The 24,986-nt window shown below is 70.4% G+C and carries 31 protein-coding genes and 1 pseudogene; 27 read left to right on the plus strand and 5 right to left on the minus strand.

Features of this window, described 5'->3' with window-relative positions:
- Positions 1-173 precede the first annotated feature (173 nt).
- Positions 174-764: pseudogene (locus JTN19_RS13645) on the minus strand (TerC family protein); the annotation flags it as partial.
- 93 nt (positions 765-857) lie between these two features.
- Between JTN19_RS13645 and JTN19_RS13650 the strand changes: the two are divergent.
- The 18 genes from JTN19_RS13650 (at position 858) to JTN19_RS13735 (ending at position 13,489) form a co-directional block, all read left to right on the plus strand.
- Positions 858-1,850, plus strand: a complete 993-nt coding sequence (locus JTN19_RS13650) for a dienelactone hydrolase family protein (protein WP_206933736.1) — start codon at positions 858-860, stop codon at positions 1,848-1,850.
- 65 nt (positions 1,851-1,915) lie between these two features.
- Positions 1,916-3,253 carry an adenylosuccinate lyase gene (gene purB, locus JTN19_RS13655; protein ID WP_206933737.1) on the plus strand — a complete coding sequence of 446 codons (1,338 nt, stop codon included), beginning with the start codon at positions 1,916-1,918 and terminating at the stop codon, positions 3,251-3,253.
- Between the two features lie 115 nt (positions 3,254-3,368).
- Positions 3,369-3,698: a hypothetical protein gene (locus JTN19_RS13660; protein ID WP_206933738.1), complete on the plus strand. Its 330-nt coding sequence runs from the start codon at positions 3,369-3,371 to the stop codon at positions 3,696-3,698.
- A gap of 76 nt (positions 3,699-3,774) precedes the next feature.
- Positions 3,775-4,581 carry an ABC transporter substrate-binding protein gene (locus JTN19_RS13665; protein ID WP_206933739.1) on the plus strand — a complete coding sequence of 269 codons (807 nt, stop codon included), beginning with the start codon at positions 3,775-3,777 and terminating at the stop codon, positions 4,579-4,581.
- 31 nt (positions 4,582-4,612) lie between these two features.
- Entirely contained in the window at positions 4,613-4,915 is a 303-nt protein-coding gene (locus JTN19_RS13670) for a hypothetical protein (RefSeq protein ID WP_206933741.1), read from the plus strand.
- 74 nt (positions 4,916-4,989) lie between these two features.
- On the plus strand, positions 4,990-5,274 hold the full coding sequence (locus JTN19_RS13675; RefSeq protein WP_206933743.1) for a hypothetical protein: 285 nt from the start codon (positions 4,990-4,992) through the stop codon (positions 5,272-5,274).
- Between the two features lie 45 nt (positions 5,275-5,319).
- Entirely contained in the window at positions 5,320-6,060 is a 741-nt protein-coding gene (locus JTN19_RS13680; RefSeq protein WP_206933755.1) for an NRDE family protein, read from the plus strand.
- Positions 6,061-6,107: 47 nt separating this feature from the next.
- Complete coding sequence (purC, locus tag JTN19_RS13685) at positions 6,108-6,872, plus strand: phosphoribosylaminoimidazolesuccinocarboxamide synthase (RefSeq protein WP_191085345.1); 765 nt, start codon at positions 6,108-6,110, stop codon at positions 6,870-6,872.
- Between the two features lie 158 nt (positions 6,873-7,030).
- Positions 7,031-7,273: a phosphoribosylformylglycinamidine synthase subunit PurS gene (gene purS / locus JTN19_RS13690; RefSeq protein ID WP_206933763.1), complete on the plus strand. Its 243-nt coding sequence runs from the start codon at positions 7,031-7,033 to the stop codon at positions 7,271-7,273.
- Positions 7,270-7,527, plus strand: a complete 258-nt coding sequence (locus JTN19_RS13695; protein ID WP_206933788.1) for a hypothetical protein — start codon at positions 7,270-7,272, stop codon at positions 7,525-7,527. Before purS ends, JTN19_RS13695 begins: the two co-directional genes overlap by 4 nt.
- The gene (locus JTN19_RS13700; RefSeq protein WP_206933790.1) at positions 7,521-7,748 is read left to right on the plus strand and encodes a hypothetical protein; all 228 of its coding nucleotides are present in this window, start codon (positions 7,521-7,523) and stop codon (positions 7,746-7,748) included. Before JTN19_RS13695 ends, JTN19_RS13700 begins: the two co-directional genes overlap by 7 nt.
- 7 nt (positions 7,749-7,755) lie before the next feature.
- Positions 7,756-8,427: a phosphoribosylformylglycinamidine synthase subunit PurQ gene (gene purQ, locus JTN19_RS13705; protein WP_206933792.1), complete on the plus strand. Its 672-nt coding sequence runs from the start codon at positions 7,756-7,758 to the stop codon at positions 8,425-8,427.
- A gap of 136 nt (positions 8,428-8,563) precedes the next feature.
- Positions 8,564-8,944 (plus strand): hypothetical protein, encoded by a 381-nt coding sequence (locus tag JTN19_RS13710; RefSeq protein ID WP_206933794.1) that lies wholly within the window; start codon positions 8,564-8,566, stop codon positions 8,942-8,944.
- Positions 8,945-9,126: 182 nt separating this feature from the next.
- The gene (locus tag JTN19_RS13715; RefSeq protein WP_206933796.1) at positions 9,127-9,678 is read left to right on the plus strand and encodes a transposase; all 552 of its coding nucleotides are present in this window, start codon (positions 9,127-9,129) and stop codon (positions 9,676-9,678) included.
- A gap of 77 nt (positions 9,679-9,755) precedes the next feature.
- Complete coding sequence (purL, locus tag JTN19_RS13720; RefSeq protein ID WP_206933798.1) at positions 9,756-11,948, plus strand: phosphoribosylformylglycinamidine synthase subunit PurL; 2,193 nt, start codon at positions 9,756-9,758, stop codon at positions 11,946-11,948.
- A 4-nt stretch (positions 11,949-11,952) separates the two neighbouring features.
- Positions 11,953-12,186 (plus strand): BolA family protein, encoded by a 234-nt coding sequence (locus JTN19_RS13725; protein ID WP_191085337.1) that lies wholly within the window; start codon positions 11,953-11,955, stop codon positions 12,184-12,186.
- A gap of 28 nt (positions 12,187-12,214) precedes the next feature.
- Complete coding sequence (grxD, locus tag JTN19_RS13730; RefSeq protein WP_206933800.1) at positions 12,215-12,550, plus strand: Grx4 family monothiol glutaredoxin; 336 nt, start codon at positions 12,215-12,217, stop codon at positions 12,548-12,550.
- 132 nt (positions 12,551-12,682) lie between these two features.
- Entirely contained in the window at positions 12,683-13,489 is an 807-nt protein-coding gene (locus JTN19_RS13735; RefSeq protein ID WP_206933802.1) for a sulfotransferase family 2 domain-containing protein, read from the plus strand.
- 50 nt (positions 13,490-13,539) lie between these two features.
- On the opposite strand, the gene JTN19_RS13740 is transcribed toward JTN19_RS13735, so the two are convergent.
- Positions 13,540-14,454, minus strand: a complete 915-nt coding sequence (locus tag JTN19_RS13740; protein WP_206933804.1) for a DUF1796 family putative cysteine peptidase — start codon at positions 14,452-14,454, stop codon at positions 13,540-13,542.
- A gap of 87 nt (positions 14,455-14,541) precedes the next feature.
- The gene (gene rpsD / locus JTN19_RS13745; protein WP_184383668.1) at positions 14,542-15,183 is read right to left on the minus strand and encodes a 30S ribosomal protein S4; all 642 of its coding nucleotides are present in this window, start codon (positions 15,181-15,183) and stop codon (positions 14,542-14,544) included.
- Between the two features lie 211 nt (positions 15,184-15,394).
- Here rpsD and JTN19_RS13750 point away from each other — a divergent pair, with 211 nt between their 5' ends.
- The 3 genes from JTN19_RS13750 (at position 15,395) to JTN19_RS13760 (ending at position 16,474) form a co-directional block, all read left to right on the plus strand.
- Positions 15,395-15,625, plus strand: a complete 231-nt coding sequence (locus JTN19_RS13750; protein ID WP_206933806.1) for a hypothetical protein — start codon at positions 15,395-15,397, stop codon at positions 15,623-15,625.
- 33 nt (positions 15,626-15,658) lie between these two features.
- Positions 15,659-15,916: a glutaredoxin 3 gene (gene grxC, locus JTN19_RS13755; RefSeq protein WP_206933808.1), complete on the plus strand. Its 258-nt coding sequence runs from the start codon at positions 15,659-15,661 to the stop codon at positions 15,914-15,916.
- 69 nt (positions 15,917-15,985) lie between these two features.
- Complete coding sequence (locus JTN19_RS13760) at positions 15,986-16,474, plus strand: DUF1178 family protein (protein WP_206933810.1); 489 nt, start codon at positions 15,986-15,988, stop codon at positions 16,472-16,474.
- 169 nt (positions 16,475-16,643) lie between these two features.
- On the opposite strand, the gene ubiG is transcribed toward JTN19_RS13760, so the two are convergent.
- Positions 16,644-17,372: a bifunctional 2-polyprenyl-6-hydroxyphenol methylase/3-demethylubiquinol 3-O-methyltransferase UbiG gene (gene ubiG, locus JTN19_RS13765; protein ID WP_206933812.1), complete on the minus strand. Its 729-nt coding sequence runs from the start codon at positions 17,370-17,372 to the stop codon at positions 16,644-16,646.
- A gap of 69 nt (positions 17,373-17,441) precedes the next feature.
- On the opposite strand from ubiG, the gene JTN19_RS13770 reads away from it, so the two are divergent.
- The 6 genes from JTN19_RS13770 (at position 17,442) to hisS (ending at position 24,023) form a co-directional block, all read left to right on the plus strand.
- Complete coding sequence (locus JTN19_RS13770; RefSeq protein ID WP_206933814.1) at positions 17,442-18,659, plus strand: aspartate kinase; 1,218 nt, start codon at positions 17,442-17,444, stop codon at positions 18,657-18,659.
- Positions 18,660-18,786: 127 nt separating this feature from the next.
- Positions 18,787-19,827, plus strand: a complete 1,041-nt coding sequence (locus JTN19_RS13775) for an NAD(P)H-dependent flavin oxidoreductase (RefSeq protein ID WP_242531142.1) — start codon at positions 18,787-18,789, stop codon at positions 19,825-19,827.
- Between the two features lie 63 nt (positions 19,828-19,890).
- Complete coding sequence (locus JTN19_RS13780) at positions 19,891-20,865, plus strand: RodZ domain-containing protein (RefSeq protein WP_206933816.1); 975 nt, start codon at positions 19,891-19,893, stop codon at positions 20,863-20,865.
- A 70-nt stretch (positions 20,866-20,935) separates the two neighbouring features.
- Positions 20,936-22,075, plus strand: a complete 1,140-nt coding sequence (gene ispG / locus JTN19_RS13785) for a flavodoxin-dependent (E)-4-hydroxy-3-methylbut-2-enyl-diphosphate synthase (RefSeq protein ID WP_206933819.1) — start codon at positions 20,936-20,938, stop codon at positions 22,073-22,075.
- Positions 22,076-22,079: 4 nt separating this feature from the next.
- Complete coding sequence (locus JTN19_RS13790) at positions 22,080-22,727, plus strand: molybdate ABC transporter substrate-binding protein (protein WP_206933821.1); 648 nt, start codon at positions 22,080-22,082, stop codon at positions 22,725-22,727.
- A 45-nt stretch (positions 22,728-22,772) separates the two neighbouring features.
- Positions 22,773-24,023: a histidine--tRNA ligase gene (gene hisS, locus JTN19_RS13795; RefSeq protein ID WP_206933823.1), complete on the plus strand. Its 1,251-nt coding sequence runs from the start codon at positions 22,773-22,775 to the stop codon at positions 24,021-24,023.
- Positions 24,024-24,056: 33 nt separating this feature from the next.
- Here the strand turns inward: hisS and JTN19_RS13800 are convergent, their stop codons facing one another.
- Entirely contained in the window at positions 24,057-24,965 is a 909-nt protein-coding gene (locus JTN19_RS13800) for a DUF808 domain-containing protein (protein ID WP_206933824.1), read from the minus strand.
- Between the last annotated feature and the right edge of the window lie 21 nt (positions 24,966-24,986).

The raw sequence follows: 24,986 nt of genomic DNA on the forward strand, positions 1-24,986 counted from the left end.
GCCCGGCGCCGCGCCCGCAGCACCGCATCGGCCATCAGCACCACCACGGCCGTCAGCACCAGCACCTGCAGCAGGGTCGCCCCCGCCCAGAGCCAGGCGGGAAACACCCCCGGCAGCGCCAGGTAGCCCAGCGGCAGCATGAGGAAGGCGTAGGAGCCAGGGACGACCTCCGCCACCTCGTTGGTGCCGGTGAAGATCATGCTGCCCGCCACGTACAGGATGATGAGAAGCCCCACCCACGCGATCCAGCGGTGCTTGTTCAGCAGGTTCGCGATGAAGGTGGCCGCGACACCCATCAGCACAACCGAGATGGCCAGGCCCACGATCAGCACATAGGGATGGTCCTTCGCCGCCCCGGCCACGGCCAGCACGTTGTCGAGGCTCATGGAGATGTCGGCGATCAGGATCTGGGTGATGGCCTGGCGCATGGTCTTGCGCGGCGGCTCGTTCACCGTGACCGAGCCATCCTCGTTCACCACCTCGCTGTGGCCGCCGTCGCGCAGCTCCCGGTACATCTTCCAGCAGACCCAGAGCAGCAGCACGCCGCCGGCCAGCGTCAGGCCCACGATGGCCAGCAGCTGCACGGTGATGCTCGCGAAGGCGATGCGCATCACGGTGGCGGCGACGATGCCCCAGAAGATGGCGGTGCGGCGCTGCGCGGCCGGCAGGCCGGCGGCCGCCATGCCGACGACGATCGCGTTGTCACCCGCGAGGACGATGTCGATCGCGAGTACTTGGAGGAGCGGGACAACCCATTCGGGCATGGAAGCCTCAACCTTGCTTTTCTGTCATCGCGGAAGGGGGCTCCGCGTGCATTTCTAGGCGATATTTTGGGCCTCTGCCATGGGGGTTTGCGAATGACGGATGCGGCTTTTTCACGGGTGTGGGCGGGGTGCCGGGGCCTTCTGGCGGCGGTCTGGCTGCTGGGCATCGCCACCCCGGCGGCGGCGGAGCGCCTGGTCTTCACCTCCGTCACGCCCAGCGGCCCGGCCGAGTTCCTGGCCGGCACCGCGCCCGCCACCGAGATCCATGGCAGCCTGGCCTTCCCGGAGGGGATGGGGGCGGCGCGGCTGCCCGCCATCATTCTTTCCCACGGCAGCGGCGGCATCCTGCCGGGGCGGGAGGATGCCTGGGCCGCGCGGCTGCGGCGCCTGGGTTTCGCCACGTTCATCTTGGACAGCTTCACCCCGCGCGGCATCGCCTCCACCGGCGCGGACCAGTCCCGCCTGTCGCTGGCCGCCAGCGTCGCCGATGCGCTGCACGCCCTGCGCGTCCTGGCCGCGCATCCGCGCGTGGACCCCGCGCGCATCGGCATCATGGGCTTTTCCAAGGGCGGGCAGGTCGCGCTCTACACCCTGCTGGAGCCCTTCCGCCGCGCGGCGCTGGGCGAGGGCGGGCCGCGCTTCGCGCTGCATGTGGCGCTCTACGCCTCCTGCTCCATCCCCTATCTCGGGGAGCCGGTGAGCAACGCCCCGGTGCTGATGCTGCTGGGCGGCGCCGATGACTACACCCCCGCCGCGCATTGCGCGCGCTACGCCGAATGGCTGCGCGCGCGCGGCGCGCAGCTGCGGATGCTGGTGCTGGAGGGCGCGCATCACGGCTTCGACACGCCCGACGCGCCGCGCTTCCTGCCGCGCGTGCAAAGCGCCCGCGACTGCGGCCTGGACATCAGCCTCGAGCCCATCGAGGCGCGGCTGTGGCATGACGGGCGCGTGCTGGCCGGCGAGGCGATCGGCGCCCATCTGCGCGGCTGCATGCGGCGCGGCGGCACCTTCGGCGGCGATCCGGCCGCGCTGGCGCACGCCATCCGCGAGGTGGAGCTGGCGGCGCGGCGGCTGCGCGGCGGGTGACGCTTGCCCATCCGGCCCCGCTGCGCGAAACCCTTGGCCGACGCACGCTTGCAGGATGGTTGCCCATGGTCCCCCGCTATTCCCGCCCGCAGATGGCCGAGATCTGGTCGCCCGAGGCCCGCTACCGCATCTGGTTCGAGATCGAGGCGCTGGCCGCCGAGGCCATGGCGGCCCAGGGCACCATTCCCGCCGAAGCCGCCCGCACCATCCGCGAGAAGGGCGCGGCCCGCGTCGCCAATATCAGCGCCGCCGATGTGGAGCGCATTGACGAGATCGAGCGCGTGACGCGCCATGACGTCATCGCCTTCCTCACATGGCTGGGCGAGGGCATGGGCGAGGATGCCCGCTTCATGCACCAGGGCATGACCAGCAGCGACGTGCTCGACACCACGCTGGCCGTGCAGATGACCCGCGCGGCCGACCTGCTGATCGCCGATGTGGACGCCGTGCTGGCCGCGCTGAAGGCCCGCGCGATCGAGCACAAGCACACCCCCAGCATCGGCCGCAGCCACGGCATCCATGCCGAACCCACCACCTTCGGCCTCAAGCTCGCGGGCCACTACGCCGAGTTCGCCCGCAACCGCGCCCGGCTGGTAGCGGCGCGGGAGGAGGTGGCCACCTGCGCCATCTCCGGCCCCGTGGGCACCTTCGCCTCCGTGGACCCGGCCATCGAGACGCATGTGGCCAAGCATCTGGGCCTCGCGGTGGAGCCCGTCTCCACCCAGGTCATCCCGCGCGACCGGCACGCGGCCTTCTTCGCGGCACTCGCCGTCGTGGCGGGCGGCGTGGAGCGGCTGGCCACCGAGGTGCGCCACCTGCAACGGAGCGAAGTGCGCGAGGCGGAGGAGTTCTTCCACGCCGGCCAGAAGGGCAGCAGCGCCATGCCCCACAAGCGCAACCCGGTGCTGAGCGAGAACCTGACGGGCCTCGCCCGCCTGGTGCGCGGCTATGCCATGCCGGCCTTGGAGAACATCACGCTGTGGCATGAGCGCGACATCAGCCATTCCAGCGTGGAACGCGTGATCGCGCCCGACGCCACCATCGCGCTGGACTTCGCGCTGATGCGGCTGGCCGGGATGATGGAGAAGCTGACCATCTACCCCGAGCGCATGACCGAGAATTTGGAGAGCCTGGGCGGCGTGGTGCACAGCCAGAAGGTGCTGCTGGCATTGACCCAGGCGGGGCTGAGCCGGGAAGGGGCCTATGCCGCCGTGCAGCGCGCCGCCATGGCGACCTGGACGAAGCTCGGGAAAGCGGAGGGGCGCAATTTCCGCGACAACCTGCTGGCCGACCCCGAGGTGGCGCCGCTGATGGATGCCGCGGCACTGGATGCCGCCATGGACCCCATGCGCGATTTCCGCCACGTCGAGACGATTTTCGCGCGGGTCTTCGGCCCGACTTGATGTTGCCGCCTTTGCGCCATGACCAAATGGTCACATCTCACCTCTGACAGCGGTGGCGGCGGCGGGGTCAACCACTCCGCCCCCCACGCGTTGCGGGAGGATGATGATGCGGAACATGACAAGGCTCGGACTGCTGGCGGGAATGGGACTGTTCCTGGCCGGCTGCGTGGATGACGGGTATCGCGGCGGCGGCGGTGGCTACTACCGCGGCGGCTATGCGTCCGGGCCGGTCTATCGCGGCCCGGCCTACCGTGCGCCGGTCTATCGCGGCGCCGCCTACTACGCGCCCCCGCCGCGCCGCGACTGGGGCGGGCGCGACCACCGGCCTGACGACCGGCGCGCGCACAGCTCCGGCCCCCCGCCGCAGCGGCAGGGCCCGCCGCCCGAGCGGCGCCGCGGCAATTCGGGCGACGCCTTCCAGAACCTGCTGAACCGCAACCGCTGAACCGGAGGAAGGGGCGCGTTGCCCGGGCGGAGGCGTGGCGGCATCCTGGGCAGGTTACGAAAAGGGAAGAAACACGATGCGCCTTCTTCGCCGTGGCCTGCTGGCCGCCCCCGTCCTGCTCGCCGCCGCGCCGCTCCGCGCCCAGTCCCCCCTCGACGCGGCCCAGGTGGCGCGCGTCATGGCGCCGTCCGGCACGCTTCGCGTCGCCATCAACTTCGGCAATCCGGTCCTGGCCCAGCGTGACCCCGCGGGCGGCGCGCCGCGCGGCCTTTCGGTGGAACTGGCCCAGGAGATCGGCCGCCGCCTCAACCTGCCCATCGAGATGATCACCTATCCCGCCGCCGGCCGCGTGACCGAGGCGCTGCGCGAGGGGGCGTGGGACCTCTGCTTCCTGGCGATCGACCCGGTGCGCGCGCGCGGCATCACCTTCACCGCGCCCTATGTGGTGATCGAGGGCGCCTATCTGGTGCGGCAGGACAGCCCGATCCGCGACAATGCCGAGGTGGACCGCCCCGGCATCCGCGTGGCCGTCGGCCGTGGCAGCGCCTATGACCTCTTCCTGACGCGCGAGCTGCGCCACGCCACGCTGGTGCGCGCGCCGACCTCGCCCGCCTCGCTGGAGCAGTTCCGCGCCGAGAACCTGGAGGTCGCGGCCAACGTCAAGCAGCCGCTGGTGGCCTACGCGGCGGCGAACCCCGATGTGCGCGTGCTGCCCGGCCGCTTCATGGTGATCGAGCAGGCCGTCGGAATCCCACAAGACCGTGAGGCCGCGATGCCCTGGCTGCGCGCCTTCGTGGAGGAGATGAAGGCCTCGGGCTTCGTGGCCCGTGGCCTGGCGGCGACCGGCCAGACCACCGCCGAGGTGGCGCCCCCCGCCTCATGAACCAGGGGCGGGCTTGAAGGAGGAAACGAGGATGCGTGTGCTGCTGCTGGGCCTGATGGGCCTCTTCCTCGCCGGCTGCGTGGCCGATGGCCGTGTCCATCATGGCCATTGGCATGGCCCCGTCCACGCGGTGCCCGTCTATCGCCCGCCGCCGCCCGTCTATGTGGCGCCGGCCTGGCGGCCGCCGCCGCGCGCGGTCTATGTGGCGCCGGTGCGGCGGCCGCATGTGTACCACCCGCCGCGCCGGTACCCGCACGCCCACCATCACCGCGGCTGGCACGGGCCGCGGCACCACCATTCGCATCGGCGGCACCACGGGCATCGGCGGCACTGAAGCGGCGCAATCGCGCCACGCTTTGGCCATGCGGGGCGCGTGGAATTGCGGAATTGGAAAGGGAGTTCCGCGCGATGCGAAAGCTGATCTTCGGCGCCGTCCTGGGCCTGCTGGGCCTCGGCATCGCCGCCCCCGCGCCGGCCGTCGCCCAGCCGGTGTTCGAGCTGCAAGTGGGCTGGGACCGCCGGGGCTGGCGCCCGCCGCCGCCCGTCTATTACGCGCCGCCCCCGCGGCCGCGCTACTACGTGCCGCCGCCGCGCTACTACTACCCGCCGCCGCCGGTCGTGTATGTGCCGCCGCCCCGCTACTACGGCCCGCCGCCGCGGCACTGGCACCATCCGCGCCACCGCCACTGGTAGGGGCCGCCTTGTTCGCGGCGCCGCATCGGGGCCAGATGGGCCCCGATGTGCACCGTGATCCTCTCGCGCCAGCCCGGCGCCGCCTGGCCGCTGCTGCTGGCCGCCAATCGCGATGAACGCCTGGACCGCCCCTGGGACCCGCCCGGGGCGCATTGGCCCGAGGCCCCGGGCGTGGTGGGCGGCCGTGATCGCACCGGCGGCGGCAGCTGGATGGCGGTGAACAGGGCGGGCGTCGTCGCCACCGTCCTGAACCGCCCGGGCAGCCTGGGCCCGGCCGAGGGCAAACGCTCGCGCGGAGAGTTGCCCTTGCTGGCGCTGGAGGCTGAAGCGGCCGCGGGCGCCGCTCAGGCCTTGTGCCGCGTCGATGCCGGCGCCTGGCGGCCCTTCAACGCCGTGGTCGCCGACGCGGATTCGGCCTGGTTCGTGGCCGGGCTCGGTGAAGGCCATGCGACAGCCACAGCCCTGCCGCCCGGCCTGCACATGGTCACGGCCCATCCGCCCAATGATCCGTCCAGCCCCCGCACCGCGCGCCACCTGCCGCGCTTCCAGGCCGCGCCCCGGCCCGCCTTGCCCGACTGGGGCAGCTGGCCCGCTTTGCTCGCGGATTCCGAGGGGGAAGCGGCGGAAATGCTGAACATTCCGCCCCTCGGCGGCTTTGGCACGCTGTGCAGTTCGCTGCTGGCGCTGGGGCCGGGGGGCGCGCGGCAATGGCTCTTCGCGCCTGGCCCGCCCGACCGCACGCCCTTCGCGCCGGTCAAGCCCGCGCCCGCCCGTGTGGCACGATAATCCTTTGCTGCTATACGGGCGCTGATTCGCCAGAAGGACTGCATGCCATGGCTCGCCGCCGCCAACTTTACGAAGGCAAGGCCAAGATCCTGTTCGAGGGGCCCGAGCCCGGCACCCTCGTCCAATACTTCAAGGATGACGCCACCGCCTTCAACGCCCAGAAGAAGGGCACCATCACCGGCAAGGGCGTGCTGAACAACCGCATCAGCGAATACCTGATGCAGCGCCTGGGCGAGATCGGCATCCCCACCCATTTCATCCGCCGCCTGAACATGCGTGAGCAGCTGGTGCGCGAGGTGGAGATCATCCCGCTCGAGATCGTGGTCCGCAACGTCGCCGCCGGCTCCCTGGCCTCGCGCCTGGGCATCCAGGAAGGCACGCGCCTGCCGCGCTCCATCATCGAATACTACTACAAGAACGACGCGCTGCAGGACCCGATGGTGAGCGAGGAGCACATCACCGCCTTCGGCTGGGCCTCCACGCATGACCTGGACGACATCGTCCAGCTCACCCTGCGGGTGAACGACTTCCTGACCGGCCTGCTGCTGGGCGTCGGCATCACGCTGGTGGACTTCAAGCTGGAATTCGGCCGCCTCTACGAGAATGACGAGATGCGCATCGTCCTGGCCGACGAGATCAGCCCCGACAATTGCCGCCTCTGGGACGCCAAGACCGGCGAGAAGATGGACAAGGACCGCTTCCGCCGCGACCTCGGCAAGGTCGAGGAGGGCTACCAGGAGGTCGCCCGCCGCCTCGGCATCCTGCCGGAAGCGGGTGTGCGGGACATGAAGGGTCCCGAAGTCATGCAATGACCCCCATGAAATCGCCTTCGGCGCTTTCATGAGGACCCCGTTCGGGGCGCTGCATTCTGTTGGGACGGCTCCGCCTCGTCGGGCAAAGCCCGCCGAGGACACCCGGCAAAGCCCGCCGAGGGCACCGGGGGGCCATTCGTATTGGGAAGGGTCGCTCAATGACCAAGTTGAAGGTGACGGTGTTCCCCAAGGCGGGCGTGCTGGACCCCCAGGGCAAGGCCATCGAGCGCGCGCTCTCGGGCCTCGGCTTCGCGGGCGTGGGCGAGGTGCGCGTGGGCAAGGTCATGATCGTGGAGGTCGCCGAGACCGACCCCGCGCGCGCCCGCGCCCAGGGCGAGGAGATGGCCCGCAAGCTGCTCGCCAACACCGTCATCGAAAGCTTCACCGTGGAGCCCGCATGACGCAGGCCGCGGCCCTGACCGCGCGCGAACGCTCGCTGCGCGTCTTCGTGGCCGTCTCCTTCGGCTTCGCGGCCTGGCGCGTGCTGCTCGCTCTCGCCTACCTCGCCTTCGGCCCGCCGCTGCCGGGGGATTTGCCGCTGACCGAGGCCTTCTTCCTGCTCTCCAAGGCCTTCCTGGGCGGGCTGTTCTGGCCCATCAGCCTCGCCATCGAGGGCTGGCGCAACCCGCTGGGCTGGATCTTCTACCCGTGGTGAAGACCTCCATCCTGATCCTCATCGTGCTGACGGTGCTGATCACGATGCTGCTGGGCTGGCGGGAACAGCGCCTCTCGGCCGGGCAGGCACAGCCCCGCCTGGGCTGGTTCGCCCGCAAGAAGAACTTCATCAACCGCGTCTTCGCCGCCGCGGCCATCGCGGCCATCGGCACCATGCTGATCCTGGGCGGCATCCACTGGCTGCGCGTGGCGCAGGGATAGGGCACACATGAACGCCGCCATCATCACCTTCCCCGGCACCAACCGCGAGCGCGACATGGCGCTGGCCCTGCGCGCCGCCACCGGCCGCAAGCCCACCATGCTCTGGCACCGCGAGACGGCGCTGCCCCCGGGCCTCGATCTGGTCGTGCTGCCCGGCGGCTTCTCCTATGGCGACTACCTGCGCTGCGGTGCGATGGCCGCGCAATCGCCCATCATGGCGGCCGTGCGGGACTTCGCGGCGCGCGGCGGCCATGTGCTCGGCGTCTGCAACGGCTTCCAGATGCTGACCGAGGCGGGGCTGCTGCCCGGCGCGCTGCTGCGGAACGCGTCCTTGCGCTTCCTCGCCATGGATTGCGTGATGCGGGTGGAGCGCGCGGACACCCCCTACACCGCCCATTTCCAGCGCGGCGCCACCTTCCGCGCCACCATGGCCCATGGCGACGGCAACTATTTCTGTGACGCCGAGACGCTGGCCACCCTGGAAGGGGAGGGGCGCGTCGTCTTCCGCTACGAGGGTGAGAACCGCAATGGCAGTATCAACGCCATCGCCGGCATCTGCTCGGAAAATGGCCGCGTGCTGGGGCTGATGCCCCACCCGGAAAATTGCGTGGACCCGCTGGTGGGCGGCACGGAAGGCCTGCCGATCTTCACCTCCATCGCGGAGCATGTGGCAGCCTGATACCTCGGTCACCGGGCGATACCCTCCGCCCCTTGCTCGCCACCTTCCCAACGCATCCTGGACCGGATGTGAACGTTACATCTCCATCAAGCCCCGGGGACGTCCCCGGGCCGATGCGAGAGAGGGAGGCGTTTGCATGAACCGCCGAAATTTCCTGTTCCTGGGTGCCGCCGCCGCCATGGGCGGCCTGGCCGCGGGCGTGCCCGAGGCCGAGGCCGCGCTGCCCCGCCCCGTGGCCCCCGCCATCCCTGAGGGCCCCACCACCCCGCAGACCCTGGACCTGCCGGCCGAGGACGTGGCCGAGTTCGACGCGCTGCTGCAGGAGGTGCAGGGGCCGCCGCCCTGGGCCGGTCCGCATCGCGGCCCGCCGCCCTACCGCCCGGGCCCGCCGCCCCGCCGCGGCCCCCCGCCGCGCCGCCGCCGCCAGCGCTGCTGGATCGAGAATGTCCGCGTCCGCTACACGGACCGCTTTGGCCGCCCGGCCTGGCGCACGGAAGCGCGGCGGGTGTGCCGCTGACGGGGGCCGGGCGCGGCGGAAGCCGCGCCCACCTTCTCAGAACAGGGAGAGCAGGAAGCCCCATATCCCGGCCAACTTGCCGCCCCACCGCTCTTCCACCGTTTCCTCGACCACATCCCGACCTTTCCTGAGCGCCACGGTTTTCCTTGCCACCGCATCAGCCGCGTGGCTATACAGGAAAAATGTCCTACGCGCCCCGCATCCCCATCCGCCCCCTGACCGACCTGGAGTGGCACGCCCTTCTCCCCTACGTCCTCCGCCGCTCCCCCCAGGGCCGCCAGATCGGCGACCTTCGCGCACGGATGAACGCCATCTTCCGCCTCACCGCCACCGATGCGCCCTGGAAGCATGGCGAGGCCCCGCGAATCACCGCCGACAGCCTGGCCCGCTACTACCGCCGCCTCACCCATGCGGGGCTGTGGGAGCGGCTGCTGCAGGCCCTGCACGATGCCGCGCCAAGCCACCCGCTGCGGGCCATCGAGGCGCTGATCTGCCGCGCCGCCCGCCGCGCGCACCGGCTGCGCGGGCTGCGCCTGCTGGTGCTGGCCCGGCGCCTGGGCTTCCGCCGCGCCCTGAACGGCCCGCCCTGGCTGCTGCCCCACCCCGATTTGTCCGAAAGCCTGCTCGAAGCCGGCCCGCCCGCGCCGCATCTGCGGAAACCCTGGCTGCGCGTGCTGAAGGCGCTGGTCGGGCGACGATCCATCCCCCGCGCCGTGCGGCGGGCCTGGGTGTGAGGGGCCTGGGCGTGCCGCGCCCCAGCCCCGCGAAGCCCGGTCTGGACAAGCGCCACGCCCCGCCCGACAAACCGGGCATGAGCCACGTCACGCCCCTCGACCCCGCGCGCGCCCGCCAGCTCGGCGCCGAATTCGGCCTCAAGCCCGATGAATACGAGAGGGCGCTGGCCATCCTCGGCCGCACCCCCAGCCTCACGGAGCTAGGCATTTTTTCCGTGATGTGGAGCGAGCATTGCTCCTACAAATCCTCCCGCGTCTGGCTCAAGCAACTCCCCACCAAGGCGCCCTGGGTGCTGGTCGGCCCCGGCGAGAATGCGGGCGTCATCGCCATCGGCCAGGGGCTCGCCGCCGTCTTCAAGATGGAAAGCCACAACCACCCGAGCTTCATCGAGCCCTACAACGGCGCGGCCACCGGCGTGGGCGGCATCCTGCGTGACGTCTTCACCATGGGTGCCAGGCCCATCGCGAACCTCAACGCGCTGCGCTTCGGCGACCCCGCGCATCCCCGCACGAAGCGCATCCTGGACGGGGTGGTGCGCGGCATCGGCGGCTACGGCAATTGCGTGGGCGTGCCCACCGTGGGCGGCGAGGTGAATTTCCACCCGGCCTACAACGGCAACCCGCTGGTGAACGCCATGACGGTGGGCATTCTCAAGGCGGACCGCATCTTCACCGCGGCCGCGACGGGGGTGGGCAACCCGGTGGTCTATGTGGGGTCCAAGACCGGGCGCGACGGCATCCATGGCGCCACCATGTCCAGCGCCGAGTTCAACGCCGATGCCGAGGAAAAGCGCCCCACCGTCCAGATCGGCGACCCCTTCGCGGAAAAGCTGCTGATCGAGGCCTGCCTGGAACTCATGGAGACGGATGCCATCGTCGCCATCCAGGACATGGGGGCGGCGGGGCTGACCAGTTCCAGCGTCGAGATGGCCGGCAAGGGCGGCATGGGCATCGTGCTGGACATGGAGAAGGTGCCCCAGCGCGAGACGGGCATGACCGCCTATGAGATGATGCTGAGCGAGAGCCAGGAGCGCATGCTCATGGTCCTCAAGCCCGGCCGCGAGAAGGTGGCGGAGGACATCTTCCACAAATGGGAGCTGGACTTCGCGGTGATCGGCCACCTGACCGACACGGGCCGCATCGAGATCCGCCACCACGGGGTGCTGGAAGCCGACATCCCGCTGGCGCCCCTGGAAAGCGAGGCGCCCCTCTACCACCGCCCCACGGAGGAGACGCCGAAGCAGCCGGTGCTGGGCCCGGTGGCGGACCCGGTGGGGATCACGGCCGCGCTGGAGAAGCTGGTGGCGAGCCCCGACCTCTGCAGCCGCCGCTGGATCTGGGACCAGTATGACGCCCAGGTGGGCGGGCAGACCAGCAAGCGCCCCGGCCAGGCCGATGCGGCGGTGGTCCGCGTCGAGGACCACAAGCTGGCGCTGGCCATGACCACCGACTGCACCCCCCGCTACGTCCTGGCGGACCCCGAGGAGGGCGGCAAGCAGGCGGTCGCCGAGGCCTGGCGGAACCTGACGGCGGTGGGGGCGCTGCCGCGGGCCATCACCGACAACATGAATTTCGGCAACCCGGAAAAGCCCCGCATCATGGGCCAGTTCGCCGGTGCCGTGCGCGGGATGGCCGCGGCCTGCACGGCGCTGGATTTCCCGGTGATCAGCGGGAATGTGAGCCTTTACAACGAGACGGAGGGCCGGGCGATCCTGCCCACCCCCGCCATCGGGGGCGTGGGCGTGCTGGAGGATGTGGCGCAGGCGGTGGGCCTCGCACTCCCCGCCGGCTGCGAGATCGTGGTGGTGGGTGAGACCCAGGGCTGGCTCGGCCAGTCGCTCTGGCTGCGCGAGATCGCGGGCCGGGAGGAGGGGGCGCCGCCGCCGGTGGACCTGGCGGCCGAGCGCCGGAACGGGGATTTCGTGCGGGGCGAGATCCTGGCGGGCCGCGTCCGCGCCTGCCACGACGCCGCGGATGGCGGGCTGCTGGTGGCGCTGGCCGAGATGTGCATGGCCTCCGGGGTCGGCGCCGACATCACGCGCCGGGGCGACCATGCCTTCTGGTTCGGCGAGGACCAGGGCCGCTACCTCCTGGCCGTGGAGGATGGCGCGGCACTGCTGGAAGCCGCGCGGGCGGCCGGTGTGCCCGCGGAACGATTGGGACAATCCTCAGGCCGCACCTTGGTTATGCCCGGGGCGGATGCCATAGATATATCAAGGCTGGCGGCGGCGCATGAGGCGACGCTGCCGGCGCTGATGCAGGGGGTCTGACCACATGCCGATGCAACCCGTCGAGATCGAGGCCCTGATCAAATCGGCCCTGCCCGACGCCCAGGTCACCATCGAGGACCTGGCGGGCGACGGGGACCACTACGCGGCCAAGGTCGTCTCGGAGAGTTTCCGGGGCCTGTCCCGCGTGAAGCAGCACCAGCTTGTCTATGCCGCGCTGCAAGGGCGGATGGGGGGCGTGCTGCATGCCCTTGCCCTGCAGACGAGCGCGCCCGAATGATCCGCCACCTTTTCCAAGGAACCCGCCCATGAGCGACGTGAACGAGCGTATCGAGGCCGAGCTGAAGGCCAACCCCGTGGTGCTCTACATGAAGGGCACGCCCGTGTTTCCGCAGTGCGGCTTCTCGGCCCGCGTCGTGCAGATCCTGAGCCACGTGGGCGTCCCCTTCAAGGGCGTGAACGTGCTGGAGGACATGGAGATCCGCGAGGGCATCAAGGCCTACACGAACTGGCCGACCATCCCGCAGCTCTATGTCCAGGGCGAGTTCGTGGGCGGCTGCGACATCGTGATGGAGATGTTCCAGTCCGGTGAGCTGCAGGCCATGCTGAAGGAAAAGGGCCTGCCGACCACGGAACAGGCGTGACGGCGGCGGGGCCTGAATTGTCCCGCGGCACGACGTACCTCCTCTGCCCGGCCCACTCCATGCCGGGTGAGGGGTGCGGGGTGTGGTCCCCGAGTTTGAGTCCGGTCGCGCCCTCCAGCCGGGTCGTGTGGAATGTCTGACGCCTTCATTGACCACGGGCGGCTGATCTTCCTGCACATTCCCAAGACGGCCGGTACTTCGCTGCATGATGTCCTGACGGGATACTTCCGTAAGGAAGAAATCTGCCCCGAGCGGCGGCGTGACCTGTCCCATAAGCCGCCGGAATACTTCGAGCCCTATCGGTTCTTTTCGGGGCACTTCACCGCGGAATCGATCGCGAAGGTGCCGGGCCGGAAGTTTGCCTTCACGATCCTGCGTCATCCGTATGAGCGCATCATGTCGCTCTATTATTTCTGGCGGCGGCATCGCGATGCGGTGATCCAGGCGAACAATCTGGCCGGGCCGCGCCTAGCACGCCAAGTCAATGTGAAGGAATTTTTGTCTACCGATCTACCCATTCCGAGGAACTACATCAAGAATGAAATGACCAGGGTATTGGCCGGTGACGTCTTCACCGAAAAGGATGACACTTATTTCGAATTGAAGGATGGGAAGCGAATTCCCATCGAGAAGTTCGAAATCATCAGGCGGGCCACGGCCACTCTGAACCAGCTGGATTTCGTCTTCTTCGTGGAAACCCTGGACCGTGACTTTCCGGTCCTGTGCAAGATGCTGGGCATGGACCCGGTGCCGAAGTTTCCCAGGAAGAACACGCGCGACGAGGTTCGACCGGACCTCGAGACGGTGCGGGAGGAGGCGTTGGATGATGACCACATCCGCCTGCTGAAGCGCAATACGGACCTGGACCGCATCATCTACAGCCTGGCCAGGGTGCGGCGGGCGGATGTGTTGCGGCGCCAGTCGCAAGACCCGGGATGAGGCCGGCGCGGCCCGCTTCGCGGAAGCCGGGGGTCGCGCCGATATCGGGTCTACAACGCCAGGCTGCCGAGCGCGCCGCGCAGCATCACCACCTCGTCCAACGGGTCCAGATAGGCGATGCCCTGTGCGCCGGCCAGCGGGCGGCAGCGCAGCAGGCGGTGGGGGCCGAAGCTTTCGGCCAGTTCCATCTCGGGGAAGGGGCCCTCGGGCGGCCCCTCCACCAGGGCGATGGTGACCAGGGTGACACCGCGCGCGGAGCGGTCCAGGAACTCGGCCGTTTCCGCGAAGACGTCGCGGGTGTTCTCGAACTCCTCCGTGACCTGGAGCAGCAGCTTGCCATGCAGGCCACGCAGCGCCTCGCGCATGCGGATGACGCCGCGCTCGAGCGCGGCATAGCCTTCCTTCGTGGTCGGGTCCTTCACGTGGAAGATGGTGGACCCATACAGCTCCGAGAAGCGCGTGTGCCGGCAGAGATGCCCGTTGGAGCCCGGGGGGCGCACCGAGGCCGGAATGTGCTCGTGCTCATCCGGGGCGAGAAGCAGGCTGAAATCATCCACCAGGCAGTCGCGCACGGCCTCGGGCGGGATGGTCATCCAGTCGAAGGGATTAGCCCAGCGCCGCAGCCCGGCCCGACGCAGCATCCCGGCCACGGGAGGCTCGCAGCCGACGGCGATGCAGGACAGCGCGGCGGGGCGCGAGTCCATGGCGGGCGTCATCACATATTCGGTGGGCTTGCCGATGCCGGAGGTCAGCTGCTTCTTCTGCGCTTCCTCAGTGTTCGCGATCATGCGGATGAAGTCGCTGGTGACATCCGCCAGGCTGCGGTCCCGCAGGCGCTTCTCCAACTCCTGCGAGAACTTCGCCAGCCACTTCGGGTCCACATCCCGCTTCAGGAGCGCGAGATGGGAGCCGCGGATGATGGCTTCCACCACATCGCGGAGCGGAGTCGGATCGGGGACGGGCATGGCCCTGTGTCGCGCGCGGTGAGCCCGGCGTCAACGGAGGGTGAGATGCGTGGCCGCCCCGGCGCGAGGGCCGGGGCGGCGGTATCATCAGCGCGAGTAGAACTCGACCACCAGGTTCGGTTCCATCTGCACCGGGTAGGGAACGTCCGCGAACTTCGGGGTGCGCAGGATGCGGCCCTTCATCGCGCGGTGGTCCACCTCGATGTATTCCGGCACGTCGCGGCCGGCCTCATGGGTGGCGTCCAGCACCATGGTCAGCTGCTTGGACTTTTCCTTCACCTCGATCACGTCCGTGTCGCGGACGCTGTAGGAGGGGATGTTCAGCCGCTTGCCGTTCACCGTCACATGGCCATGGTTCACGAACTGGCGCGCCGCGAAGGGCGTCACGGCGAACTTCATGCGGTAGATGATGGTGTCCAGCCGGCGCTCCAGCAGGTCGATCAGGTTCTCGGAGGTGTCGCCCTTCCGGCGGACGGCTTCCTCGTAATACTTGCGGAACTGCTTCTCGCCGATGTTGCCGTAGTAGCCCTTCAGCTTTTGCTTCGCCATGAGCTGCACGCCGAAGTCGGTCGGCTTCTGCTTGCGGCGCTGGCCGTGCTGGCCGGGACCATAGGTGCGGGCACCCTGTTCGCCCTTGCGCGGCTTGGAGACCGGCGACTTCGCCCGGCCCCACAGGTTCTCACCCAGGCGGCGATTGATCTTGTACTTGCTGGCAAGGCGCTTCGTCATGCGCGGCACCCCATCGCCCTTGCGGGGATGGGCCTTCTTCTCGCGGACACCCGTGCGGGGCATGGTCCGCTGGATTGTCCCGGTAGGCTCCTGCCGGATGGCAGGCGCGGGCGCACGCCCCGAAGGCGTGTCCTCGTTCCCAGGAATGGCGTGGGCTTAGGGGGTGGCGTGGGCCTTGTCAAACCGGGCGCGCCACCCTTACTCCCCACCCATGGTAACGCGCGCGGATATCCTGGTGCTTGGCCTCACGGCGGGCGTGGTCGGCTGCCTGGTGGGCGGCATGATGTTCGGCATCGGCATGGGCCTGGTGGTGCAGAGCGCGCATATCGGCTGGCTGCTGGTGCTGCCCTCCGCGCCGGTGGCCGGGATGCTCGGCTATGTGCTGGCGCGCAAGCTGGCCCGCAAGCTGGAACCAACCCAAGGTGGCGCCCCCGCCCCTTGACGCAGCGGGGGGGTGCGCCCCTTCTATTCCGCCATGGCAAAAGTCGAAATCTACACCCAGCCCTTCTGCCCCTATTGCGCGCGCGCCGTGGGCCTGCTGACGCGCAAGGGCGCCGACTTCACCGAGATTGACGCGCCCAATGGCAGCCAGGCCCGCAAGGATGCCATCGCGCGCTCGGGTGGGCGGACCACGGTGCCGCAGATCTTCATCAATGGTGAACCCGTCGGCGGCTCCGATGACCTGGCGGCGCTGGAGCGCGCGGGCAAGCTGGACGCGCTGCTGGCGGGCTGACCTTCGCAAGCGGGGCGAATGCCTTACATATGTCATGCGGCCGGGATGGACCGGCTTGGATAGACCGGGATGATCCGTTTCTCGCTTCGCTGCGCCGAGGCGCATGAATTCGAAAGCTGGTTCAAGGACAGCGCGGCGTTCGACCGCATGTCGGCCGCGGGGCTCGTGGAATGCCCCGTCTGCGGCGACACGCATGTGACCAAGGCGCTGATGGCGCCGGCCATCCGCAAGGCGCCGGGCGTGAAGGGCAGGGCGGAGGCGCCCGCCGCCGTGCCGGCCAAGCCGCAGCCCGCCCCCCCGGCGGCCCCGGCCGGGCGCGTCGCCACGGGCGCCTTGCCCGCCCAGATGCTGGCCCTGCTGCAGCGCATGCGCGCCGAGGTCGAGAAGAACTGCGACTATGTCGGCCCCGACTTCGCGGAGGAGGCGCGCCGCATCCACCAGGGCGAGGCCGAGGCCCGCGGCATCTATGGCGAGGCGACCGAGGAGGAAACCGAGGCCCTGCGCGAGGAGGGCATCGAGGTGGCCCGCCTGCCCTGGGTGCCGCCCAGCGATGGTTGAAGTTTCTTGCCCTCAAGCGCCGGGCGCCGCCTCCGGCGGATTTTTCCGCCCTCGGGCGCCCGGCGCAGCCTCCGGTGGCTGGGCTTCCGCGCCGCCACGGGTGCGCTGACGGCGCGGTAGGCCTGGGCGCGCCGGCCGCTGTGCGGCCGGACCAAGGCCGGCGGTCGGTTTAGACCCGACGCCCCGCCATGATGTAGTTCACCCCCACATCCCGGCTCACGCGGAAGCCCTGGCGCAGGCTGGGCGTCAGCCCCGCCACCTCCGTCACCGCCAGCCCCGCGCCGCGCATCAGGACACCGAGTTCGGCGGGGCGCAGGAACAGCTTCCAGTCATGCGTGCCCACCGGCAGCCAGCGCAGCAGGTATTCCGCGCCGAGCTTGGCCACAGCATAGGCGCGCGGCGTGCGGTTCAGCGTGGACAGCATCACCCAGCCGCCCGGCTTCACGGCGCGGGCGAGGGCGGCGAGGAAGCCCGCACGTTCCTCCGGCGGCACATGCTCGATGACCTCTAGCGCCAGCACCGCATCGAAACCCGTCTCCTCCAGCGTCTCGGGGGTGCCCGTGCGGTAATCCACCGCCACCCCCTCGGCCGCCGCATGGGCGCGGGCGGCGTCCAGCGCGGCGCCGGCGGCGTCCAGCCCGACCACATGCGCCCCGCGCCGGGCCAGCCATTCGGAAGCGAGCCCCGCCCCGCAGCCCACATCCAGCACGCGCTGGCCGGCCACATCCCCCAGCAGCCCCGCGATCCAGCCCATGCGGGCGGGGTTCATGGCGTGCAGTGGCGCCATGGGGCCGCGCGGGTTCCACCACTGATCGGCCAGGGCGTCGAACTTTGCCACCTCCCGAGCATCGGCGCTGGAGGGATTTGCAGGGCTGCCCCTGTTGCCGGTCGGGTCCATGCCCGGTATCTGACGCGCGCTTGAGGCCCCCGCAAGGCCTGGTTGTATGGATTGGGGCCGGGAATTCCCATGGCACGTATCGTGATGAAGTTCGGCGGAACCTCGGTCGGTGACCTCGACCGGATCCGCAACGTGGCCGCCCGCGTGAAGCGCGAGGTCGAGGCCGGAAACCAGGTGGCCGTGGTGGTCTCCGCCATGGCGGGCACCACGAACCAGCTGGTGAAATGGTGCCAGGACCTCTCGCCCCTGCACGACGCGCGGGAATACGATGTGGTGGTGGCCACCGGTGAGCAGGTGACGATCGGCCTGGTCGCCATCGCGCTGCAGGCCATCGGCGTCGAGGCGCGCTCCTGGCAGGGCTGGCAGGTGCCCATCGTCACCGACAACGCGCATGGCAAGGCGCGCGTCGAATCCATCGAGGGCGCCGAGCTGATCCGCCGGATGGAGGAGGGCCAGGTGCCCGTCGTCGCCGGCTTCCAGGGCATCGAGACCGCGCGCAACCGCGTCACCACGCTGGGGCGCGGCGGCTCGGACCTCTCGGCGGTGGCGCTGGCGGCGGCGCTGAAGGCCGATCGGTGCGACATCTATACCGATGTGGACGGGGTCTATACGACCGACCCGCGCATCGTGCCCCGCGCGAAGAAGCTCGAACGCATTTCCTATGAAGAGATGCTGGAACTGGCGAGCGTGGGGGCCAAGGTTCTCCAGACCCGCTCGGTCGAGCTGGCGATGAAGGAAGGCGTGCGGGTGCAGGTGCTGTCCAGCTTCGAGGACAAGCCCGGCTCATTGGTGGTGGATGAGGACGAGATCATGGAAAAGCCCATCGTGTCGGGCATCGCCTATTCGCGCGATGAGGCGAAGGTGACGCTGCGCCGCCTGCCGGACCGGCCGGGTGTCGCCGCCCGGGTCTTCGGCCCGCTGTCCGCGTCCAACGTGAACGTGGACATGATCGTGCAGAACATCGGCGCCGATGGCAGTACGGACATGACCTTCACGGTCGGCCGCGCCGATCTGCCGCGCGCGCAGGATATTCTCAACAAGGCCAAGGAGGAGCTGGGCTTCGAGGCGATGGTGGCGGACCCCGAGGTCGCCAAGATCAGCGTGGTCGGCATCGGCATGCGGACCCATGCGGGTGTGGCCTCCACCATGTTCAAGGCGCTGGCGGAGAAGGGCATCAACATCCAGGTGATCTCGACCAGCGAGATCAAGGTGAGCGTGCTGGTGGCCTCCGAGTACACCGAATTGGCGGTGCGCGCCTTGCACACGGCCTATGGGCTGGATGCCTAGCGCCTGATTCGCGAAGGCGGAATCGCCGCAGCGGTGAATCAGTCGCTCGGACAAGGCTGGCGAAAAGACTTGGGGCCGCGCGCCGTCGCGGCCAAACTCCCGTGATGGCAGCAGCAGGGGAAGACGCATGGATATGAACACCCCCGTCTCGCCCGCGGGTTTCGCGGCGGTGGACCGGCTGATGGCCCGGGGCGCCGCCTTCTTCGGCTCGCGCTACGCGCTGCTGGGCGGCGCGATGTCCTGGGTGAGCGAGCGCAACCTGGTCGCCGCGCTGTCGAATGCGGGCGCCTTCGGGGTCATCGCCTGCGGGGCGATGGAGCCGCACCACCTCGATGCCGAGATCGCGGGCACGAAGGCGCTGACGGACAAGCCCTTCGGCGTGAACCTCATCACCATGCACCCGCGGCTGGAGCAGCTGGTGGACACCTGCCTGGCCCACAAGGTCACGCATATCGTCTTCGCGGGCGGCATTCCGCCCGGATCGGCGCTGAAGCGGGCCAAGGAGGGCGGGGCCAAGGTGGTGTGCTTCGCGCCCGCCCTGGCGCTGGCGAAGAAGCTGGTGCGAAGCGGCGCCGATGCGCTGGTCATCGAGGGCAGCGAGGCGGGCGGGCATATCGGCCCGGTCAGCCTGAACGTGCTGGCGCAGGAAATCCTGCCCGTGATGGGGCCGGAGGTGCCGGTCTTCGTCGCCGGCGGCATCGGGCGGGGGGAGGCGATCCTCTCCTACCTCGAGATGGGCGCGGCGGGCGCGCAGCTCGGCACGCGCTTCGTCTGCGCCAGCGAATGCATCGCCCACCCGAACTTCAAGCGCGCCTTCATCCGCGGTGCGGCGCGCGACGCCCTGCCCACGGTGCAGCTGGACGAACGCTTCCCCGTGATCCCGGTGCGGGCGCTGCAGAACGAGGGCACCAAGCGCTTCATGGAGCACCAGGCCAAGGTGCTGGCCCGCTTCCAGTCGGGCGAGCTGACGAAGGAGGAAGCGCAGCTCGACATCGAGCATTTCTGGGCCGGCGCACTGCGCCGCGCGGTCATTGATGGCGATGTGGAGAATGGCAGCCTGATGGCCGGGCAGTCGGTCGGGATGGTGACGCGCGAGCAGCCGGCCGCCGAGATCGTGGCCGAGCTGATCGCCCAGGCCGCCGCGGCCCTGGCGGCGCGCGGGGCGTGATGTCGTCGCGCTGCAACAGATCCGCGCTGGGCGCGGGGCGCGGTTGGCGGTAACCATAGCCCCGTGTTCAACGACATGAAGCGCTTCCGGCCTTCCGAGGCCAATGCGGTGGACGCCACCCGGGTGGGCGAGGAGCTGCGCGACGCGCGGCTGGCGCTGGGCTGGGACATCCAGGACGTGGCGACGCAGCTGCGAATCCGCCGCGTCTACCTGGTGGCGCTGGAGGAGGGGCGGATCGGGGATCTGCCCTCGCCCGCCTATGCCATCGGCTTCATCCGCAACTATGCGGCGCTGCTGGGCCTCGATTCCAACGACATCGTCCGCCGCTTCCGTGACGCGGCGACCGGCGTGGTGGCCAAGCGCAGCGACCTCGTCTTCCCCGAGCCGGTGCCCGAGCGCGGCTTCCCCACCGGGGTGGTCCTGCTGCTGGGCGCCGTGATCGCGGTGGGCAGCTACGTCGCCTGGTACAACTGGAGCGGTTCGGGCGAGCGGGTGGTGGATGCGGTGCCGCCCGTGCCCGCGCGGCTCGACCCCGCCGTGCGCGATGGCGAGGCGCTGCGCCCGCCGCGCGTGGCCCAGGCGCCCGCGCCCGCACCCGCGCCGGCCCCCGCACCCAGCCCATCCCCGGCGCCCGCCAACCCCTCCGGGGCGCAGCCCGGTCCTGGCCTGCCGCCCCTGCCGGTGCCGACCCCCGTGCCGGTGCAGGTGCCCCCGCCGCCGCCCGCCCCCGCCGCGCAGGCGCCCGCCACGCCCCCGCCACCCGCCGCCAATGCGCCCATCGTGCTGCGCTTCCGCGGCGATGCCTGGACCGAGGTGCGCGCGCCGGGCAACCGCGTGCTGCTCTCGCGCATCATGCGCGCGGGCGAGAGCTGGGAGGTGCCGGCCGGCCAGACGGGGCTGACGCTCGCCACCGGCGCCGGGCAGAACATGGAAATCCTGGTGGGCGGGCAGGTTGTGCCCTTCTCCACCGACCTGCGCGGGGTGCGGCGCAACATCCCGCTCGAACCCCGTGCCCTGATGGCGCTGCCCGCGCAGTAGCGCCTTGGCCCTCGCGGGGGCGGGGGCGCTGCCCTATATTCGCGACACACCGCGTCGCCCGAGGACAAGCATGAGCTACCGGCCCTACCAGCAGATCACCCGCCGCAAGTCCCGCCAGATCAGGGTGGGGAAGGTGCTGGTCGGCGGCGACGCGCCCATCAGCGTGCAGACCATGACCAACACGCTGACCAGCGACGCCGCGGCGACCATCGCGCAGATCCGCAAGTCGGAGGTGGCGGGGGTGGACATCGTCCGCGTCTCCTGCCCGGACGAGGAGAGCACGGCGGCACTCGCGGAGATCGTGCGCGAGGTGAACGTGCCCATCGTGGCCGACATCCACTTCCACTACCGCCGCGCCATCGAGGCCGCCCAGGCGGGCGCCGCCTGCCTGCGGATCAACCCCGGCAATATCGGCAGCGCGGAGCGGGTGAAGGAGGTGGTGAAGGCGGCGCGGGATCATGGCTGCGCCATCCGCATCGGGGTGAATGCGGGTTCGCTGGAAAAGCACCTGCTGGAGAAATACGGGGAGCCCAACCCGGAGGCGCTGGTCGAGAGCGCCCTCTGGCACGCCGACCACCTGCTCCAGAACGATTTTCATGAATTCAAGATCAGCGTGAAGGCGAGCGACGTCTTTATGGCCGTCGCCGCCTACACGCAGCTAGCGGAGGCCTGCGACCACCCGCTGCACATCGGCATCACGGAAGCGGGCGGCAAGCGCGCGGGCACGGTGAAGAGCGCCATCGGCCTCGGCAACCTGCTCTGGGCCGGCATCGGCGACACGATGCGCGTCTCCCTCAGCGCGGAGCCGGAGGAGGAGGTGGCCGTCGCCTGGGACATCCTGAAGTCCCTGCACCTGCGGCACCGGGGCGTGAAGATCATCTCCTGCCCCTCCTGCGCGCGGCAGGGCTTCGACGTGATCCGCACGGTCGAGAAGCTGGAGGAAAGGCTCGCGCATGTGACGCAGCCCATCAGCCTCTCCATCATCGGCTGCGTGGTGAACGGGCCGGGCGAGGCGCTGATGACCGATATCGGCCTCACCGGCGGCGGCGCGGGGCGGCACATGGTCTATTCGGCCGGCAAGCAGGACCACACCACCGACACCGAGGCCATGATCAACCACCTGGTGGGCCTGGTGGAGGCGCGGGCGGCGGCGCTGGAGGCCGAGGCGCGGGCCAAGAAGGAAGCCGAGGCGAAGGTCGCCGCGGAGTAGGCGCTTGCGCATCTTCTCCACGCTGGGCGTCGCCACGGTTTTGCGGCACCTCGACCTGCCGGCCGAGATCCGCTTCGACCCAACCGCGCGGCTGCTGGCCGCCATTGCGGAGGGCGCGCGGGCGGACATCGCCATCCTGACCGATGCGGGCGTCGAGGCGCTGACGGCGCAGGGCATCCTGGCCGCCGGCACGCGGCGGGATCTGGCGCATTCCTATGTGGGCCTGGCCGTGCCGCCCGGCGCGCCGCATCCGCGCTTCGGCACGGTGGAGGAATGGCGCGAGACGCTGCTGGCCGCGCCCAGCCTCGCCTATTCGCGCGCGGGGGCCAGCGGCATCTTCTTCGCGGAATGGCTGGAAGCGCAGGGCATCGCCGCCGAGGTCAACGCCAAGGCCACCATCATCCCGCACGGCTTCACGGCGGAACTCGCGGCGCGGGGCGAGGTGGCGCTGGCCATCCAGCAGGTGAGCGAACTCATGGCGGTCGAGGGTGTGGAGGTGCTGGGCAAGCTGCCGGAGGGCGCCAATACCTGCGCGGTGTTCTCAGGGGCGTTGTTCGTGGGCGCCGAACCCGGCGCGGCGGCGCTGCTGGATTCCATCGCGGCGGCCATGACGCCCGAAGCCCTGCGCGCGGGTGGGCTCGACCCCGCCTGAGGCACCCTTGCCGCGCGCGCCCTACGGCGCTACCGCCGCAACATCATGGCCCACATCAAGCTGCAACCGCCCCGCGGAACCCGTGACCTCATTGGCGAGGAATTCCGTCGGCACCACCACGTCATCGAGATGGCCCGGCGCGTGGCCAGCCTTTATGGCTTCGAGGAATGGGCCACCCCCATCTTCGAGGACACCCGTGTCTTCGCCCGCGGCCTGGGCGAGACCTCGGACGTGGTCAGCAAGGAGATGTATGTCTTCGAGGATCGCGGCGGCGAATCGGTCACGCTGCGGCCGGAGAACACGGCGGGCGTGTGCCGCGCGCTGGTGTCGGGCGGGCTGACGCAGTCCCTCCCGCGCAAGGTCTTCTACGCCGGCCCCATGTTCCGCTACGAGCGGCCCCAGGCCGGGCGCTACCGGCAATTCCACCAGATCGGCGCCGAAATCCTGGGCGCGGCCGAACCGCTGGCCGATGCCGAGGTGATCGCCTGCGGCCACCACATCATCCGCGAACTGGGCCTCGACGAGGGCGTGGTGCTGGAGGTGAACACCCTGGGCGACGCCGAAAGCCGTGACGCCTATCGCGCCGCGCTGATCGCGCATTTCTCCGCCAACCGCGACAAGCTGAGCGAGGACAGCCAGCGCCGGCTGGAGAAGAACCCGCTGCGGATCATCGACAGCAAGGAGGCGCAGGACCGCGCCCTTGTCGCCGACGCGCCCACCATCGAGGGCTTCCTGACCCAAGGCGCCCGCGCCCATTGGGACGCGCTGCGCCGCCACCTGGACGCCTTCGGCCTGCCCTGGCGGGAGAACCCGCGCATCGTCCGCGGCCTCGACTACTACAGCCACACCGCCTTCGAATTCGTGACCGACCGCCTGGGCGCCCAGGGCACGGTCATGGGCGGCGGGCGCTATGACGGGCTGGTGGAGGAGATGGGCGGGCCCGCCACCCCCAGCGTCGGCTGGGCGGCGGGGGTGGAGCGCCTGTCCATGCTGCTGGAGCGCGGCGGGCTGACGCCTTCCGCGCCGCGCCTTGTGGTCGTCATCCCGGTGGGCGAGGCGGAGGAGGGGGCGGCGCTCGCCCTGCTGCAATCGCTCCGCGCGGCCGGTGTGGCGGCGGAGATGGGCTATCGCGGCAACCTCAAGCGCCGGATGGAGCGCGCCAACAAGCAGGGCGCCCGTGCCGCGCTGATCCTGGGCGAGGCCGAGGTGGCGCGCGGCGTGGCCCAGCTGCGCGACCTCGATGCCGGCACCCAGGCGGAGGTGCCGCTGGCCGAGGTGGTGGCGCGCCTGGGCTGACCGCAGCCGGGGCCGCGCCGGCGGGTCGGGCGGCTACCGCCCCGCCGCGCGCATCCCGCCCAGCACCGCCGCCCCCAGCGCCAGGCCCAGAACGCCCGCGCCCGTGGCTTCCAGCAGCCAGCCCTGGACGCCGCCGCCGATGGCCAGGGCCGCGCCATGCAGCAGATGGGCGGGGGCGGCCAGGCCGAATTCCTCCAGCCCGTGCAGCAGGATGCCACCGCCCACCCAGAGCATGGCCAGCGTGCCCACCACCGACAGGGCCTTCAGCACGCCCGGCATGCCACGCACCAGGGCGCGCCCCAGCGGCGCCAGCACGGGCCGCCCGCCCGCGGCCAGCGCCACGCCCGCGTCATCGGCCTTCACGATCAGGGCCACCGCGCCATAGATCACCACCGTGATGCCGATCGCCACCACGGCCAGCACCACCGCCTGTTCCACCAGGCTGCCGGCGGGGAGGGTGGAAAGGGCCAGCGCCATGATCTCGGCCGAGAGGATGAAATCCGTGCGGATGGCCCCGGCCACGCGCCGCGCCTCCTCGGCCGCCGGGTCCTCCGCGACCATGACGGGGGTGACATGCCCATGCGCGAGGCCCAGCGCCTCCAGCACCTTCTCGGCCCCCTCATAGCAAAGCCAGGCCCCGCCCAGCATGAGCAGCGGCGTGATGAGGAAGGGGGCGAGCGCGCTCAGCGCCAGGGCCGCCGGCAGGAGAAAGAGCAGCTTGTTGCGCAGCGAGCCGCGGGCGATGCGCCAGATCATGGGGAGTTCGCGGCTGGCGGCGAAGCCCACCATGTAGCGGGGGGTGACGGCGGCGTCGTCAATGGCGACGCCGGCCGCCTTGGCACCGGCCTTTGCGGCCTTGGCCGCGATGTCGTCCAGCGAGGCGGCGGCGAGCTTCGCCAGCCCCGCGACATCGTCCAGCAGGGCCAGCAGGCCAGAACTCATCGGGCGCGCTCCATCACCGCC

It is taken from the genome of Roseococcus thiosulfatophilus (genome assembly GCF_017311575.1).
Taxonomy (GTDB): Bacteria; Pseudomonadota; Alphaproteobacteria; order Acetobacterales; family Acetobacteraceae; genus Roseococcus; species Roseococcus thiosulfatophilus.

What these genes read in the sequence shown, in the direction of transcription:
- JTN19_RS13650 (WP_206933736.1), top strand. Translation starts at nt 858, where the DNA reads ATGACGGATGCGGCTTTTTCACGGGTGTGGGCGGGGTGCCGGGGCCTT.
- purB (WP_206933737.1), top strand. Translation starts at nt 1,916, where the DNA reads ATGGTCCCCCGCTATTCCCGCCCGCAGATGGCCGAGATCTGGTCGCCC.
- JTN19_RS13660 (WP_206933738.1), top strand. Translation starts at nt 3,369, where the DNA reads ATGACAAGGCTCGGACTGCTGGCGGGAATGGGACTGTTCCTGGCCGGC.
- JTN19_RS13665 (WP_206933739.1), top strand. Translation starts at nt 3,775, where the DNA reads ATGCGCCTTCTTCGCCGTGGCCTGCTGGCCGCCCCCGTCCTGCTCGCC.
- JTN19_RS13670 (WP_206933741.1), top strand. Translation starts at nt 4,613, where the DNA reads ATGCGTGTGCTGCTGCTGGGCCTGATGGGCCTCTTCCTCGCCGGCTGC.
- JTN19_RS13675 (WP_206933743.1), top strand. Translation starts at nt 4,990, where the DNA reads ATGCGAAAGCTGATCTTCGGCGCCGTCCTGGGCCTGCTGGGCCTCGGC.
- JTN19_RS13680 (WP_206933755.1), top strand. Translation starts at nt 5,320, where the DNA reads ATGTGCACCGTGATCCTCTCGCGCCAGCCCGGCGCCGCCTGGCCGCTG.
- purC (WP_191085345.1), top strand. Translation starts at nt 6,108, where the DNA reads ATGGCTCGCCGCCGCCAACTTTACGAAGGCAAGGCCAAGATCCTGTTC.
- purS (WP_206933763.1), top strand. Translation starts at nt 7,031, where the DNA reads ATGACCAAGTTGAAGGTGACGGTGTTCCCCAAGGCGGGCGTGCTGGAC.
- JTN19_RS13695 (WP_206933788.1), top strand. Translation starts at nt 7,270, where the DNA reads ATGACGCAGGCCGCGGCCCTGACCGCGCGCGAACGCTCGCTGCGCGTC.
- purQ (WP_206933792.1), top strand. Translation starts at nt 7,756, where the DNA reads ATGAACGCCGCCATCATCACCTTCCCCGGCACCAACCGCGAGCGCGAC.
- JTN19_RS13710 (WP_206933794.1), top strand. Translation starts at nt 8,564, where the DNA reads ATGAACCGCCGAAATTTCCTGTTCCTGGGTGCCGCCGCCGCCATGGGC.
- JTN19_RS13715 (WP_206933796.1), top strand. Translation starts at nt 9,127, where the DNA reads ATGTCCTACGCGCCCCGCATCCCCATCCGCCCCCTGACCGACCTGGAG.
- purL (WP_206933798.1), top strand. Translation starts at nt 9,756, where the DNA reads ATGAGCCACGTCACGCCCCTCGACCCCGCGCGCGCCCGCCAGCTCGGC.
- JTN19_RS13725 (WP_191085337.1), top strand. Translation starts at nt 11,953, where the DNA reads ATGCCGATGCAACCCGTCGAGATCGAGGCCCTGATCAAATCGGCCCTG.
- grxD (WP_206933800.1), top strand. Translation starts at nt 12,215, where the DNA reads ATGAGCGACGTGAACGAGCGTATCGAGGCCGAGCTGAAGGCCAACCCC.
- JTN19_RS13735 (WP_206933802.1), top strand. Translation starts at nt 12,683, where the DNA reads ATGTCTGACGCCTTCATTGACCACGGGCGGCTGATCTTCCTGCACATT.
- JTN19_RS13740 (WP_206933804.1), bottom strand. Translation starts at nt 14,454, where the DNA reads ATGCCCGTCCCCGATCCGACTCCGCTCCGCGATGTGGTGGAAGCCATC.
- rpsD (WP_184383668.1), bottom strand. Translation starts at nt 15,183, where the DNA reads ATGACGAAGCGCCTTGCCAGCAAGTACAAGATCAATCGCCGCCTGGGT.
- JTN19_RS13750 (WP_206933806.1), top strand. Translation starts at nt 15,395, where the DNA reads ATGGTAACGCGCGCGGATATCCTGGTGCTTGGCCTCACGGCGGGCGTG.
- grxC (WP_206933808.1), top strand. Translation starts at nt 15,659, where the DNA reads ATGGCAAAAGTCGAAATCTACACCCAGCCCTTCTGCCCCTATTGCGCG.
- JTN19_RS13760 (WP_206933810.1), top strand. Translation starts at nt 15,986, where the DNA reads ATGATCCGTTTCTCGCTTCGCTGCGCCGAGGCGCATGAATTCGAAAGC.
- ubiG (WP_206933812.1), bottom strand. Translation starts at nt 17,372, where the DNA reads ATGGACCCGACCGGCAACAGGGGCAGCCCTGCAAATCCCTCCAGCGCC.
- JTN19_RS13770 (WP_206933814.1), top strand. Translation starts at nt 17,442, where the DNA reads ATGGCACGTATCGTGATGAAGTTCGGCGGAACCTCGGTCGGTGACCTC.
- JTN19_RS13775 (WP_242531142.1), top strand. Translation starts at nt 18,787, where the DNA reads ATGGATATGAACACCCCCGTCTCGCCCGCGGGTTTCGCGGCGGTGGAC.
- ispG (WP_206933819.1), top strand. Translation starts at nt 20,936, where the DNA reads ATGAGCTACCGGCCCTACCAGCAGATCACCCGCCGCAAGTCCCGCCAG.
- hisS (WP_206933823.1), top strand. Translation starts at nt 22,773, where the DNA reads ATGGCCCACATCAAGCTGCAACCGCCCCGCGGAACCCGTGACCTCATT.
- JTN19_RS13800 (WP_206933824.1), bottom strand. Translation starts at nt 24,965, where the DNA reads ATGAGTTCTGGCCTGCTGGCCCTGCTGGACGATGTCGCGGGGCTGGCG.